Source organism: Streptomyces viridiviolaceus, assembly GCF_014650995.1.
GTDB lineage: Bacteria > Actinomycetota > Actinomycetes > Streptomycetales > Streptomycetaceae > Streptomyces > Streptomyces viridiviolaceus.
Window position 1 is genome coordinate 1 of sequence record NZ_BMWA01000062.1, and the last position, 13,647, is coordinate 13,647.

Genomic DNA, 13,647 nt, shown 5'->3' on the forward strand with positions numbered 1-13,647 from the left:
GGCGCCGATCGGTGACGTCAAGTGGGTCGAGATCGACAACCACGACGACCTCGCCAAGGGCCGGGAGATCGCGTGCCAGTACTGACCCGGCTCATTCCGTCGCCGGTCGTCGTCGACATCCGCCCGGGTGCCCTCGACGACCTCGGCTGCGTCCTCGCCGACGAGCGGATCTCCCACTCGGGCAAGCTCGCCGTCGCCGTCAGCGGCGGCTCCGGCGCCCGCCTGCGCGAACGCGTCGCACCGTCCCTGCCGGGCGCCGACTGGTTCGAGGTCGGCGGCGGCACCCTGGACGACGCGGTGCGGCTGGCCGGCGCCATGAAGGCCGGCCACTACGACGCGGTCATCGGCCTCGGCGGCGGCAAGATCATCGACTGCGCCAAGTTCGCGGCGGCGCGCGTCGGCCTTCCCCTGGTCGCCGTGCCGACCAACCTCGCGCACGACGGACTGTGCTCCCCGGTCGCCACCCTCGACAACGACGCGGGCCGCGGCTCCTACGGCGTACCCAACCCGATCGCGGTCGTCATCGACCTCGACGTCATCCGCGACGCCCCGGTGCGGTTCGTGCGCGCCGGCATCGGCGACGCCGTCTCCAACGTCTCCGCGATCGCGGACTGGGAGCTGGCCAACCGCGTCAAGGGCGAGCGGATCGACGGTCTCGCCGCCGCGATGGCCCGCCAGGCCGGCGAGGCCGTGCTCCGGCACCCGGGCGGCATCGGGGACAACGACTTCCTCCAGGTGCTGGCCGAGGCGCTGGTGCTCAGCGGCATCGCCATGTCGGTGTCCGGTGACTCCCGGCCCTCCTCGGGGGCCTGTCACGAGATCAACCACGCCTTCGACCTGCTGTTCCCCCAGCGTGCGGCGGCCCACGGCGAGCAGTGCGGCCTGGGCGCGGCCTTCGCGATGTTCCTGCGCGGGGCCCACGAGGAGTCGGCGTACATGGCCGAGGTGCTGCGTCGGCACGGGCTGCCGGTGCTGCCGGAGGAGATCGGCTTCACGCCGGACGAGTTCGTCCGTGCCGTGGAGTACGCCCCGCAGACCCGGCCCGGCCGCTACACGATCCTCGAACACCTCGACCTCAAGACCGACCAGATCAAGGACCTGTACGCCGACTATGTCAAGGCCATCGGTAGCTGAACTACGCCCGGTCGTCCATCCCGAAGGGGTCAAGGACCGGCGCAGCGGTGAGCACTGGGCGGGACGCCTCTACATGCGCGAGGTCTCGCTGCGGATCGACCGCTACCTGGTGAACACCAGGATCACGCCCAACCAGCTCACGTACCTGATGACCGTCTGCGGCGTCCTCGCCGCCCCGGCCCTCCTGGTGCCGGGGATCACGGGCGCCGTGCTCGGCGTGGTGGCGGTCCAGCTGTACCTGCTGCTGGACTGCGTCGACGGCGAGGTCGCGCGCTGGAAGAAGCAGTACTCGCTCGGCGGCGTCTACCTCGACCGGGTCGGCGCCTATCTGACCGACGCCGCGGTCCTGGTAGGCCTCGGTCTGCGCGCCGCCGACATCTGGGGCACCGGGCGCATCGACTGGCTGTGGGCCTTCCTCGGCACCCTGGCCGCCCTCGGCGCCATCCTGATCAAGGCCGAGACCGACCTGGTGGGCGTCGCCCGGCACCAGGGCGGGCTGCCGCCGGTCAAGGAGGCCGCCTCCGAGCCGCGGTCCTCCGGCATGGCGCTGGCCCGCAGGGCCGCCGCGGCGCTCAAGTTCCACCGGCTGATCCTCGGGATCGAGGCGTCCCTGCTGATCCTGGTCCTCGCGATCGTGGACGCGAGCCGGGGCGACCTGTTCTTCACCCGGCTCGGCACCGCCGTGCTCGCCGGCATCGCGCTCCTGCAGACCCTGCTGCACCTGGTGTCCGTGCTCGCCTCCAGCAGGCTGAAGTGAGCGGGGCCATGAAGGTCGGCGCGGTCGTCATCACCATGGGCAACCGCCCCGAGGAGCTGCGGGCCCTGCTCGACTCGGTCGCCAAGCAGGACGGCGACCGGGTCGAGGTGGTCGTGGTCGGCAACGGTTCGCCCGTCCCGGACGTGCCCGCCGGCGTGCGCACCGTCGAGCTGCCCGAGAACCTGGGCATCCCCGGCGGCCGCAACGTCGGCATCGAGGCGTTCGGCCCCGGCGGCAGGGACGTCGACATCCTGCTCTTCCTCGACGACGACGGCCTGCTCGCCCGCACCGACACGGCCGAACTGTGCCGGCAGGCGTTCGCGGCCGACCCGGAGCTCGGCATCATCAGCTTCCGCATCGCCGATCCGGACACCGGTGAGACCCAGCGCCGGCACGTCCCGCGCCTGCGCGCCTCGGACCCGATGCGCTCCTCCCGGGTCACCACCTTCCTCGGCGGCGCCAACGCCGTCCGCACCCGCGTCTTCGCGGACGTGGGCGGGTTGCCGGACGAATTCTTCTACGCCCACGAGGAAACCGATCTGGCATGGCGGGCCCTCGACGCGGGCTGGATGATCGACTACCGGTCCGACATGGTGCTGTACCACCCGACGACCGCGCCCTCGCGGCACGCGGTCTACCACCGCATGGTCGCCCGCAACCGGGTCTGGCTGGCCCGCCGCAACCTCCCCGCGCCCCTCGTCCCGGTCTACCTCGGGGTCTGGCTGCTGCTCACCCTGCTGCGCCGTCCCTCCCGTCCGGCCCTCAAGGCCTGGTTCGGCGGGTTCCGGGAGGGCTGGGGCAGCCCCTGCGGCCCCCGCCGGCCCATGAAGTGGCGTACGGTGTGGCGGCTGACCCGGCTGGGCCGGCCCCCCGTGATCTGACAAGCTCGTACCGGAGAGCGTCCGGGTCCGTCCCAGGCCAACAGGCTCATGCCAGGCCCGTCGGGCCACGCATGTACGAAGACGAAAGTTTCCCTAGTGAGTGAGACAACGCACGACGGCACGGTCGCGGTGACCACACCCGTGTCACCCGACGAGGGCATGACACCGGCACAGCTCGCCGCGAAGTACGGGCTGTCCGTGAGCGGCGCCCGGCCGTCCCTCGTCGAGTACGTCCGTCAGCTCTGGGGACGGCGGCACTTCATCATCGCCTTCTCCCAGGCGAAGCTGACCGCCCAGTACAGCCAGGCCAAGCTCGGCCAGCTGTGGCAGGTGGCCACACCGCTGCTGAACGCGCTCGTCTACTTCCTGATCTTCGGCCTGATCCTGAACGCCGGCCGCGGCATGCCGAAGGACGTGTACATCCCGTTCCTGGTGACGGGTGTGTTCGTGTTCACCTTCACGCAGTCCTCGGCGATGGCGGGCGTACGCGCGATCTCCGGCAACCTCGGCCTGGTCCGGGCGCTGCACTTCCCGCGTGCCTCGCTCCCGATCTCCTTCGCGCTCCAGCAGCTCCAGCAGCTGCTGGCCTCGATGATCGTGCTGTTCGCGGTGACCGTGGGCTTCGGCAGCTATCCCACACTGTCCTGGCTGCTGATCGTCCCGGCGCTCGTGCTGCAGTTCCTCTTCAACATGGGCCTCGCGCTCATCGTCGCCCGGATGGGCGCGAAGACGCCGGACCTGGCCCAGCTGATGCCGTTCATCATGCGGACCTGGATGTACGCGTCGGGCGTGATGTTCTCCATCCCGATCATGCTGGAGGACAAGCCGGCCTGGATCGCGGACATCCTCCAGTGGAACCCGGCCGCCGTCTACATGGACCTGATGCGCTTCGCGCTGATCGACGGCTACGGCTCCGAGAACCTGCCCCCGCACGTGTGGGCGGCCGCGCTCGGCTGGGCGGTGCTCGTCGCCGTGGGCGGCTTCGTGTACTTCTGGAAGGCGGAGGAGAGGTACGGCCGTGGCTGAGCAGCAGCAGGGCGAGCGGGTGCCGACGGTCATCGCGGACGACCTGCACATCGTCTACCGCGTCAACGGCGCGCGGACCGGCAAGGGCAGCGCGACCGCGGCCCTCAGCCGGATCCTCAAGCGGGGGGAGGAGCGGGGCGTGCGCAAGGTGCACGCCGTGCGGGGCGTCTCCTTCGTCGCCTACCGGGGCGAGGCCATCGGCCTGATCGGCTCCAACGGCTCCGGCAAGTCGACCCTGCTGCGGGCCATCGCCGGTCTGCTGCCCGCCGAGCGGGGCAAGGTCTACACCGACGGCCAGCCGTCCCTGCTCGGCGTCAACGCCGCGCTGATGAACGACCTGACCGGCGAGCGGAACGTCATCCTCGGCGGACTGGCCATGGGCATGTCCCGCGAGCAGATCAAGGCCCGCTACCAGGACATCGTCGACTTCTCCGGCATCAACGACAAGGGCGACTTCATCACCCTGCCGATGCGCACGTACTCCTCCGGCATGGCCGCCCGCCTGCGCTTCTCCATCGCCGCGGCCAAGGACCACGACGTCCTCATGATCGACGAGGCGCTGGCCACCGGTGACCGCAAGTTCCAGACCCGCTCCGAGGAGCGCATCCGGGAGCTGCGCAAGGAGGCCGGCACGGTCTTCCTGGTCAGCCACAACAACAAGTCCATCCGCGACACCTGCAACCGCGTCCTGTGGCTGGAGCGCGGCGAGCTGCGCATGGACGGCCCGACCGACGAGGTGCTCAAGGAGTACGAGAAGTTCACGGGCAAGTAGCGCGTCCGGCCGGGGCCCCGACGGAACTGTTCCGGCGGGGCCCCGCGTCTGCAAAGGAAACGTCAACTCCTCGCGTACGCAGGAATCTTGAGGCGAATCGGTGTGTTCTTGTGATGCGCAGGACACCCCGGCGTACCTCGGCCAGTTGTACAACGTAAGCTGTACCGGTCCCGAAACGCGGCACTTGGGGCGATAATGCCCGACACCCTCTAGCGGGCCTGCCGCGCGGGCGGCCGGGCGGCGTGTCCGAAATAGTGTGTATTGGGTCCGCAGTGTAGAACGGGAGATGTGACGGCAATGGCTACGGAAACTCCCCAGCTCCGCGAAGCATGCGCCGTCCCCGTTCCGGGCAGTCGGCGGTGACGGCGTCCGGCACGGCACAGGCCGTAGACCCGGAGCGCGGCACGCTCGACAAGGCCGCGGGTGAGAACTTCCCCGTGGCTCCCTTCTTCCTGCCCCGGGACTGGCGTACGGACCTCATGGCCGTGTACGGGTTCGCCCGCCTCGTCGACGACATCGGCGACGGCGATCTGGCCCCCGGCGGCGCCGACGCCCGCCTCCTCGGCGTCCCGGACGACCGGGCCGGGGACCGCCTCGCCGTGCTGGACGCCTTCGAGGCCGACCTGCACAGGGTCTTCGACGCCGCCTCGACGCCGCGTCACCCCCTGCTCCGCCGCCTCCGGCCGACCGTGCGCCGGCGCTCGATGACCCCCGAGCCCTTCCTCGGCCTGATCGCCGCCAACCGCCAGGACCAGCTGGTCAGGCGTTACGAGACCTACGACGACCTCCTCGCCTACTGCGAGCTGTCCGCCAACCCCGTCGGCCGTCTCGTGCTGTCCGTCACCGGCACCTCGACGCCCGAGCGGATCCGCCGGTCCGACGCGATCTGCACGGCCCTGCAGATCGTCGAGCACCTCCAGGACGTCGCCGAGGACCTGGCCCGGGACCGCGTCTATCTGCCCGCCGAGGACATGAAGCGCTTTCACGTGCAGGAGGCGGACCTCGCCGCGAAAACCGCCGGCGCATCGGTGCGCGCACTGGTCGCCTACGAAGCGCAACGCGCCCGCGATCTGCTGAATGAAGGCGCCCCCCTGGTGGGTAGCGTCCACGGCAGGCTGAGACTGCTGCTCGCAGGGTTCGTGGCGGGGGGAAGGGCGGCCATCCGGGCGATCGCCGCCGCGGAGTACGACGTTCTTCCCGGCCCGCCCAAGCCCGGCAAGGTCCAGTTGCTGCGCGAGGTGGGCCTGACCCTGCGAGGAGAGGGGTGATCCGGACCGTGGAGTCGTCAGCACACGCGTCCGCACCGGTACTCGCCGCCTACAGCTACTGCGAGGCCGTCACCGGACAGCAGGCCCGCAACTTCGCCTACGGCATCAGACTGCTGCCGACGCCGAAGCGCCGGGCGATGTCGGCGCTGTACGCCTTCTCACGCCGCGTCGACGACATCGGCGACGGCGCGCTGACCGACGACGTCAAGGTCGCCAGGCTCGAGGACACCCGGGCGCTGCTCACCCGGATCCGCGAGGGCTCGGTCGACGAGGACGACACCGACCCGGTCGCGGTCGCCCTCGCCCACGCCGCCCGCCACTTCCCGATCCCGCTCGGCGGGCTGGACGAGCTGATCGACGGCGTCCAGATGGACGTCCGCGGCGAGAGCTACGAGACCTGGGACGACCTGAAGGTGTACTGCCGCTGCGTGGCGGGCGCCATCGGACGTCTCTCGCTCGGCGTGTTCGGCACCGAACCGGGAGCGCGCGGCGCCGAACGCGCCCCCGAGTACGCCGACACGCTGGGACTCGCGCTCCAGCTCACCAACATCCTCAGGGACGTCCGCGAGGACGCCGAGGGCGGGCGCACCTACCTGCCCGCCGACGACCTCGCCAAGTTCGGCTGCTCCGCCGGATTCGGCGGACCGACACCACCGGAGGGCTCCGACTTCGCGGGCCTCGTGCACTTCGAAGTGCGTCGGGCCCGCGCCCTTTTCGCCGAGGGCTACCGGCTGCTCCCCATGCTCGACCGGCGCAGCGGCGCGTGCGTCGCCGCCATGGCCGGCATCTACCGCCGCCTCCTCGACCGCATCGAGCGCGACCCCGAGGCCGTGCTGCGCGGCCGGGTCTCGCTCCCCGGACGCGAGAAGGCGTACGTCGCCGTGCGCGGACTGTCCGGACTGGACGCCCGGCACGTGACCCGGCGCTCCGTCAGGAGGCGCGTCTGATGGACACACCGGTCCCAGCGCCCCGACGGGTGACGTTCGCCCCGTCGCGACGCCCGGCACGTGCTCTGACCGTGCCGGGCACGAGCCCCAGTACGTCCGGTGCGACGGCGTGCGCCCGGCACGCCGGGAGCACGCACCGGACGCCGCTCCTTCACGTGCCGACGTCGTCTGCCGGGGCACCGGCTGACGGCACCGGCGCAGAGCGGTGGGCAACCCTCCGGTGGCGGGCGGCGTCCCTGACTGAGACGGTCGGCGGTACACCGTTCAAGCAGCATGGCGACCGCGCAGGGGAGGGTGCACGATGACCCACGCCGACGGCAAGCGCTCCACGGGGCCGCTCGCCGAGGTGCCGGACCGTTCCGGCAGGCACGCCGTCGTGGTCGGCGGCGGGCTCGCCGGCACCACGGCCGCGCTCGCGCTCGCCGACGCCGGAGTGCGCGTCACCCTGCTCGAAGGCCGGCCGCGGCTGGGCGGGCTCGCCTTCTCCTTCCGGCGCGGCGACCTGACCGTCGACAACGGCCAGCACGTGTACCTGCGCTGCTGCACCGCCTACCGGTGGTTCCTGGACCGCATCCGGGGATCGGCGCTCGCTCCCCTGCAGGATCGTCTCGACGTGCCCGTCCTCGACGTGACCAAGCCCGAGGGACGGCGACTCGGCAGGCTGCGGCGCGACGCGCTGCCCGTGCCCCTGCACCTGGGGCGCAGCCTCGCGACGTATCCGCATCTCTCGCTCGCCGAGCGCGCCCGGGTGGGGCGGGCCGCGCTCGCGCTCAAGGGCCTCGACCTCGCCGATCCGACCCTGGACGCCCAGGACTTCGGCAGCTGGCTGACCGCGCACGGTCAGTCGGCGCGTGCCGTGGAGGCCCTGTGGGACCTGGTCGGGGTCGCCACCCTCAACGCGGTCGCGGGCGACGCCTCCCTGGGGCTCGCCGCGATGGTGTTCAAGACCGGTCTGCTGTCCGACCCGGGCGCGGCCGACATCGGCTGGGCCCGCGTCCCGCTGGGCGAACTGCACGACCGGCTGGCCCGCAGGGCGCTCGACTCCGCGGGCGTCCGTACCGAGGTCCGTACACGCGTCACCTCCGTCTCTGTCGACGGGAACGGCGGCTGGAGCGTTCAGGTTCCCGGCGAGACGCTGCACGCGGACGCCGTCGTCCTCGCAGTGCCGCAGCGCGAGGCGTACGACCTGCTGCCCGAGGGCGCGTTGGACGCCCCCCGGAACCTGCTGGAGATCGGCACCGCGCCGATCCTCAACGTGCACGTGATCTACGACCGCAAGGTGCTCGACGCGCCGTTCCTCACGGCCCTCGGCACCCCGGTGCAGTGGGTGTTCGACCGTACCGAGGCCTCCGGCCTGGAGGGGGGACAGTACCTGGCACTGTCGCAGTCGACCGCGCAGGGGGAGATCGACGAGCCCGTGGCCGTACTGCGCGAGCGGTACCTGCCCGAACTCCGGCGGCTGCTGCCCCGCACCCGGGGCGCCGAGGTCAAGGACTTCTTCGTGACCAGGGAGCGCACCGCGACCTTCGCTCCCGCCCCCGGCGTCGGACGGCTCAGGCCCGGCGCCCGTACCAAGGCACCCGGCCTCTGCCTGGCCGGAGCGTGGACCGCCACAGGGTGGCCCGCGACCATGGAGAGTGCGGTCCGCAGCGGTGTCGGGGCGGCGGCCGCCGCGCTCGGTGCCCTGGGCCGGTCCCGCGGTCGCCTCCCCGATTTCTTCGAGGAGGCGGCATGAGAACGGATCCGCGTGGGACCGACCCCCGCACTCTCGGCACCGCAACTGGAGGAGAGACTGTGCCCACTGTGCCCCCGGCCGCGACGGCCGTTCGAAGGACCACGGTGGACGTGACCGCGCTCCTGGAGCGCGGCCGGACCCTGGCCACGCCGGTGCTGCGGGCGGCCATCGACCGACTGGCACCGCCCATGGACACCGTCGCCGCCTACCACTTCGGCTGGATCGACGCCCAGGGCAACCCCGCGGACGGCGACGGCGGCAAGGCCGTCCGGCCCGCGCTCGCGGTGCTCTCCGCCGAGGTCACCGGTGCCGCCCCCGAGACCGGCATCCCCGGCGCGGTGGCCGTGGAACTGGTGCACAACTTCTCCCTGCTGCACGACGACCTGATGGACGGCGACGAACAGCGCCGCCACCGCGACACGGTCTGGAAGGTGCACGGTCCCGCCCAGGCCATCCTGGTCGGCGACGCCCTGTTCGCCCTGGCCAACGAGGTGCTGCTGGAACTCGGCACGGTCGAGGCCGGCCGGGCCACCCGCCGGCTGACCAGGGCCTCCCGCGCCCTGATCGACGGTCAGGCCCAGGACATCTCCTACGAGCACCGCGACCGCGTCAGCGTCGAGGAGTGCCTGGAGATGGAGGGCAACAAGACCGGCGCCCTGCTCGCCTCCGCCAGCTCCATCGGCGCGGTGCTGGGCGGCGCCGACGAGCGCACCGCCGACATGCTGGAGAAATACGGCTACCACCTCGGCCTGGCCTTCCAGGCCGTCGACGACCTCCTCGGCATCTGGGGCGACCCGGAGGCCACCGGCAAGCAGACCTGGAGCGACCTGCGCCAGCGCAAGAAGTCCCTCCCGGTCGTGGCCGCGCTCGCCGCGGGCGGACCCGCCTCCGAGCGGCTCGGCGAGATGCTCGCGGCCGACGCCAAGAGCAGCGACTTCGAGAACTTCTCCGAGGCGGAGTTCGCGGCCCGCGCGGCCCTCATCGAGGAGGCGGGCGGCCGCGAGTGGACGGCCGAGGAGGCACGCCGCCAGCACACCATCGCCATCGAAGCCCTCGACGCCGTGGACATGCCGGACCAGGTCCGGGACCGGTTCGCGGCGCTCGCCGACTTCGTCGTCGTACGAAAGAGATGATCATTATCGGTCGAACAGTCCTCGCGTAGTCGCCGGCCGGTGCCGCGGGCAAGCGCACCGGCCGACGGCGGACCCACAGCAGACGCACCACTGCACGAAGGGGAAGCCATGACAGCGACGACCGACGGAAGCACCGGGGCCACTCTGCCGCCCCGCGCAGCCGCGGCCAGCGAAATCGACAGCACCACCCCCGTCGCGGCGGCCGGGGTGCAAGAAGCCGCCGCCCGCGCCACCCGGCGCGCCACCGACTTCCTGCTGTCCCGGCAGGACGCCCAGGGCTGGTGGAAGGGCGACCTCGAGACGAACGTCACGATGGACGCCGAGGACCTGCTCCTCCGACAGTTCCTGGGGATCTCCGACGAGGAGACCACGCGGGCCGCCGCCCTGTTCATCCGTGGCGAGCAGCGCGAGGACGGCACCTGGGCCACCTTCTACGGCGGGCCCGGTGAACTGTCCACCACCATCGAGGCGTACGTCGCCCTGCGCCTGGCCGGAGACGCCCCCGACGCCCCGCACATGGCGAGGGCGTCGGAGTGGGTCAGGGCCCAGGGCGGCATCGCGGCCTCCCGCGTGTTCACCCGGATCTGGCTCGCCCTGTTCGGCTGGTGGAAGTGGGACGACCTGCCCGAGCTCCCGCCGGAGCTCATCTACTTCCCGAGCTGGGTGCCGCTCAACATCTACGACTTCGGGTGCTGGGCCCGGCAGACCATCGTCCCGCTGACGATCGTCTCGGCGAAGCGGCCGGTCCGTCCCGCGCCCTTCCCCCTCGACGAGCTGCACACCGACCCGGACCGTCCCAGCCCGCCGAAGCCGCTGGCGCCCCTGGCCAGCTGGGACGGCGCCTTCCAGCGCATCGACAAGGTGCTGCACGCCTACCGCAAGGTCGCCCCGGGCAGGCTGCGCCGGGCCGCGATGAACACCGCCGCCCGCTGGATCATCGAGCGGCAGGAGAACGACGGCTGCTGGGGCGGCATCCAGCCACCGGCCGTCTACTCGGTCATCGCGCTGTACCTGCTGGGCTACGACCTCGAACACCCCGTGATGCGTGCGGGCCTCGAGTCGCTGGACCGTTTCGCCGTGTGGCGCGAGGACGGTGCCCGGATGATCGAGGCCTGCCAGTCACCGGTGTGGGACACCTGCCTGGCCACCATCGCCCTGGCCGACGCCGGCGTACCGCAGGACCACCCGCAGCTGGTGAAGGCCGCCGACTGGATGCTCGGCGAGCAGATCGTGCGCCCCGGCGACTGGTCGGTGCGCAGGCCGGGGCTCCCGCCCGGCGGCTGGGCGTTCGAGTTCCACAACGACAACTACCCCGACATCGACGACACCGCCGAGGTCGTCCTCGCCCTGCGCAGGGTCAGCCACCACGATCCGGAACGGGTGGAGAAGGCCATCGGGCGCGGCGTGCGCTGGAACCTCGGCATGCAGTCGAAGAACGGCGCCTGGGGCGCCTTCGACGTCGACAACACCAGCCCGTTCCCCAACCGGCTCCCGTTCTGCGACTTCGGCGAGGTCATCGACCCGCCGTCCGCGGACGTCACCGCGCACGTCGTGGAGATGCTCGCGGTGGAGGGGCTCGCCCACGATCCGCGCACCCGGCGCGGCATCGAGTGGCTGCTCGCCGAACAGGAGCCGAGCGGCGCCTGGTTCGGCCGCTGGGGCGTCAACTACGTCTACGGCACCGGGTCCGTCGTCCCCGCCCTGGTGGCCGCCGGCATCCCCGGCTCGCACCCGGCGATCCGCCGCGCGGTGTCCTGGCTGGAGTCCGTCCAGAACGACGACGGCGGCTGGGGCGAGGACCTGCGTTCCTACCGGTACGTCAAGGAGTGGAGCGGCAAGGGCGCCTCGACCGCCTCGCAGACCGCCTGGGCGCTGATGGCGCTGCTGGCGGCGGGGGGGCGGGAGTCCAAGGCCGTCGAGCGCGGCGTCGAGTGGCTCGCCGCCACCCAGCGGGAGGACGGCTCCTGGGACGAGCCGTACTTCACCGGCACGGGCTTCCCCTGGGACTTCTCCATCAACTACCACCTCTACCGACAGGTCTTCCCGCTCACCGCACTCGGCCGGTACGTGAACGGAGAGCCCTTCGCCCAGACGCCCCGTGCGCCGAGGACCGCCGGGGCAAAGGTGAGCTGATGACCCCACAGCCCGCCCCGGCCCCGCTGCTGATCGCCTGCGCGCTCGGCATCGAGCACCTCGCGCTGCGCTCCGGCAACCGCGGCGGGGCCGGCGGGCCGGTCACCGTCCTGCGTACGGGCATGGGCCCGAAGGCGGCCGAGCGCTCCGTCACCCGGGTCCTGGCCGACCCCGTGCTCGGCGACGCCGCCGTACTGGCCACCGGCTTCTGCGCGGGACTCGCCCCCGGTATGCACCCCGGCGACCTGGTCGTCGCCGAGGAGACCCGGGAGCCGCGCGGCACCGTCGGCTGCGTCGGCACCGAACTGCTCGTCAAGGAACTCGTGCGCGCCGTGCCCGGGCGTACCGTCCACACCGGCCCGCTGACCGGCTCGGACCACGTGGTCCGCGGTCCCGAGCGGGCGGACCTGCTCGCGACCGGCGCGATCGCCGTCGACATGGAGTCGGCGGCGACGCTGCTGAGCGCGGTCCGCGTGAGCGCGCGCCCGGTTGCGGCCGTGCGGGTCGTCGTGGACGCTCCAGAACATGAACTCGTCCGGATCGGCACGTTGCGCGGCGGAATATCGGCTTTCCGCGTTCTTCGATCCGTTCTGCCTGCTTTCTTCGAATGGCACCGTTCTTTGCTGCTCCCCAGGAGGTGAGCCAGATGGCCATGCCGCTGCGCCAGTCCATCAAGGTCGCTACATACTTGGCCGAACAGAAGATCCGCCGGCGGGACAAGTTTCCGCTCATCGTCGAACTGGAGCCGCTCTTCGCCTGCAATCTCAAGTGTGAGGGCTGCGGCAAGATCCAGCATCCGGCCGGAGTGCTGAAGCAGCGCATGCCGGTCGCGCAGGCCGTGGGAGCGGTGCTCGAATCCGGTGCGCCGATGGTCTCCATCGCCGGCGGCGAGCCTTTGATGCACCCTCAGATCGATGAGATCGTGCGCCAGTTGGTGGCCAGGCGGAAGTACGTCTTCCTGTGCACCAACGCCCTTCTCATGCGCAAGAAGATGGACAGGTTCAAGCCCTCCCCGTACTTCGCCTTCGCGGTGCACATCGACGGCCTGCGCGAGCGACACGACGAGTCCGTGGCCAAGGAGGGTGTGTTCGACGAGGCCGTGGAGGCCATCAAGGAGGCCAAGCGGCGCGGCTTCCGGGTCACCACCAACTCGACCTTCTTCAACACCGACACCCCGCAGACCGTCGTCGAGGTGCTCAACTACCTCAACGACGACCTCAAGGTCGACGAGATGATGATCTCGCCCGCCTACGCCTACGAGAAGGCCCCGGACCAGGAGCACTTCCTGGGGGTGGAGCAGACCCGTGAGCTGTTCCGGAAGGCCTTCGCGGGCGGCAACCGGCGCCGCTGGCGGCTGAACCACTCGCCGCTGTTCCTGGACTTCCTCGAGGGCAAGGTCGACTTCCCCTGCACCGCCTGGGCGATCCCGAACTACTCCCTGTTCGGCTGGCAGCGGCCCTGCTACCTGATGAGCGACGGCTACGTCCCGACGTACCGGGAGCTGATCGAGGAGACCGACTGGGACAAGTACGGCCGCGGCAAGGACCCGCGCTGCGCCAACTGCATGGCGCACTGCGGCTACGAACCCACCGCCGTGCTGGCCACCATGGGGTCGCTGAAGGAGTCCCTGCGCGCCATGCGCGAGACGGTCTCCGGGAACCGGGAGTGATGCCATGACCGCCGTGTCCCTGGGCGTCCCCGAGGTACCGGTCCGGCCGGTCGCCGAGCGCCGCAAGAGCCGGCAGATCCAGGTCGGGCCGGTGGCGGTCGGGGGCGGGGCACCGGTGTCGGTGCAGTCGATGACCACGACCCGCACGTCCGACATCGGTGCCACGCTGCAGCAGATCGCCGAGCTGACGGC

Annotated in this window: 14 protein-coding genes and 1 pseudogene; all 15 read left to right on the forward strand. The window is 71.5% G+C overall.

The features are described from left to right. Positions 1 to 85, forward strand: a pseudogene (locus IE260_RS40510) (phosphocholine cytidylyltransferase family protein); the annotation flags it as partial. Continuing rightward, on the forward strand, positions 73 to 1,134 hold the full coding sequence (locus IE260_RS40515; protein WP_189880942.1) for an iron-containing alcohol dehydrogenase family protein: 1,062 nt from the start codon (positions 73 to 75) through the stop codon (positions 1,132 to 1,134). The pseudogene IE260_RS40510 and the gene IE260_RS40515, both read left to right, overlap by 13 nt. After that, positions 1,112 to 1,891, forward strand: a complete 780-nt coding sequence (locus tag IE260_RS40520; RefSeq protein WP_189880943.1) for a CDP-alcohol phosphatidyltransferase family protein — start codon at positions 1,112 to 1,114, stop codon at positions 1,889 to 1,891. The genes IE260_RS40515 and IE260_RS40520 overlap by 23 nt, the downstream gene beginning before the upstream one ends. A gap of 8 nt (positions 1,892 to 1,899) precedes the next feature. Further along, a complete protein-coding gene (locus IE260_RS40525; RefSeq protein ID WP_189880944.1) occupies positions 1,900 to 2,772 on the forward strand; it encodes a glycosyltransferase family 2 protein in 873 nt (290 codons plus the stop codon). Positions 2,773 to 2,868: 96 nt separating this feature from the next. Then, positions 2,869 to 3,798, forward strand: coding sequence for an ABC transporter permease (locus IE260_RS40530; protein ID WP_189880945.1), 930 nt, complete (start codon positions 2,869 to 2,871; stop codon positions 3,796 to 3,798). Beyond that, positions 3,791 to 4,570 (forward strand): ABC transporter ATP-binding protein, encoded by a 780-nt coding sequence (locus IE260_RS40535; RefSeq protein ID WP_189880946.1) that lies wholly within the window; start codon positions 3,791 to 3,793, stop codon positions 4,568 to 4,570. The genes IE260_RS40530 and IE260_RS40535 overlap by 8 nt, the downstream gene beginning before the upstream one ends. 359 nt (positions 4,571 to 4,929) lie before the next feature. Then, entirely contained in the window at positions 4,930 to 5,838 is a 909-nt protein-coding gene (gene hpnC / locus IE260_RS40540; protein WP_189880953.1) for a squalene synthase HpnC, read from the forward strand. Beyond that, positions 5,835 to 6,785: a presqualene diphosphate synthase HpnD gene (gene hpnD, locus IE260_RS40545; RefSeq protein WP_189880947.1), complete on the forward strand. Its 951-nt coding sequence runs from the start codon at positions 5,835 to 5,837 to the stop codon at positions 6,783 to 6,785. Before hpnC ends, hpnD begins: the two co-directional genes overlap by 4 nt. Beyond that, positions 6,785 to 7,090, forward strand: coding sequence for a DUF6380 family protein (locus tag IE260_RS42470; RefSeq protein WP_229881843.1), 306 nt, complete (start codon positions 6,785 to 6,787; stop codon positions 7,088 to 7,090). Before hpnD ends, IE260_RS42470 begins: the two co-directional genes overlap by 1 nt. Further along, positions 7,087 to 8,520 carry a hydroxysqualene dehydroxylase HpnE gene (gene hpnE, locus IE260_RS40550; RefSeq protein ID WP_189880948.1) on the forward strand — a complete coding sequence of 478 codons (1,434 nt, stop codon included), beginning with the start codon at positions 7,087 to 7,089 and terminating at the stop codon, positions 8,518 to 8,520. Before IE260_RS42470 ends, hpnE begins: the two co-directional genes overlap by 4 nt. 68 nt (positions 8,521 to 8,588) lie before the next feature. Beyond that, complete coding sequence (locus IE260_RS40555; protein ID WP_189880954.1) at positions 8,589 to 9,653, forward strand: polyprenyl synthetase family protein; 1,065 nt, start codon at positions 8,589 to 8,591, stop codon at positions 9,651 to 9,653. A gap of 108 nt (positions 9,654 to 9,761) precedes the next feature. Continuing rightward, positions 9,762 to 11,786 (forward strand): squalene--hopene cyclase, encoded by a 2,025-nt coding sequence (shc, locus tag IE260_RS40560; RefSeq protein ID WP_189880949.1) that lies wholly within the window; start codon positions 9,762 to 9,764, stop codon positions 11,784 to 11,786. Then, positions 11,786 to 12,427, forward strand: a complete 642-nt coding sequence (locus tag IE260_RS40565; protein WP_189880950.1) for a phosphorylase family protein — start codon at positions 11,786 to 11,788, stop codon at positions 12,425 to 12,427. Before shc ends, IE260_RS40565 begins: the two co-directional genes overlap by 1 nt. Positions 12,428 to 12,432: 5 nt before the next feature. Next, the gene (gene hpnH, locus IE260_RS40570; protein WP_189880951.1) at positions 12,433 to 13,455 is read left to right on the forward strand and encodes an adenosyl-hopene transferase HpnH; all 1,023 of its coding nucleotides are present in this window, start codon (positions 12,433 to 12,435) and stop codon (positions 13,453 to 13,455) included. Between the two features lie 4 nt (positions 13,456 to 13,459). Beyond that, a partial coding sequence (locus IE260_RS40575; RefSeq protein ID WP_189880952.1) for a flavodoxin-dependent (E)-4-hydroxy-3-methylbut-2-enyl-diphosphate synthase occupies positions 13,460 to 13,647 on the forward strand: 188 nt, incomplete at its 3' end.

Excerpts from the sequence above, each read along its gene's own strand:
- IE260_RS40520 (WP_189880943.1), top strand. The coding sequence starts at position 1,112 with ATGTCAAGGCCATCGGTAGCTGAACTACGCCCGGTCGTCCATCCCGAA.
- IE260_RS40565 (WP_189880950.1), top strand. The coding sequence starts at position 11,786 with ATGACCCCACAGCCCGCCCCGGCCCCGCTGCTGATCGCCTGCGCGCTC.
- IE260_RS42470 (WP_229881843.1), top strand. The coding sequence starts at position 6,785 with ATGGACACACCGGTCCCAGCGCCCCGACGGGTGACGTTCGCCCCGTCG.
- shc (WP_189880949.1), top strand. The coding sequence starts at position 9,762 with ATGACAGCGACGACCGACGGAAGCACCGGGGCCACTCTGCCGCCCCGC.
- IE260_RS40525 (WP_189880944.1), top strand. The coding sequence starts at position 1,900 with ATGAAGGTCGGCGCGGTCGTCATCACCATGGGCAACCGCCCCGAGGAG.
- hpnE (WP_189880948.1), top strand. The coding sequence starts at position 7,087 with ATGACCCACGCCGACGGCAAGCGCTCCACGGGGCCGCTCGCCGAGGTG.
- hpnH (WP_189880951.1), top strand. The coding sequence starts at position 12,433 with ATGGCCATGCCGCTGCGCCAGTCCATCAAGGTCGCTACATACTTGGCC.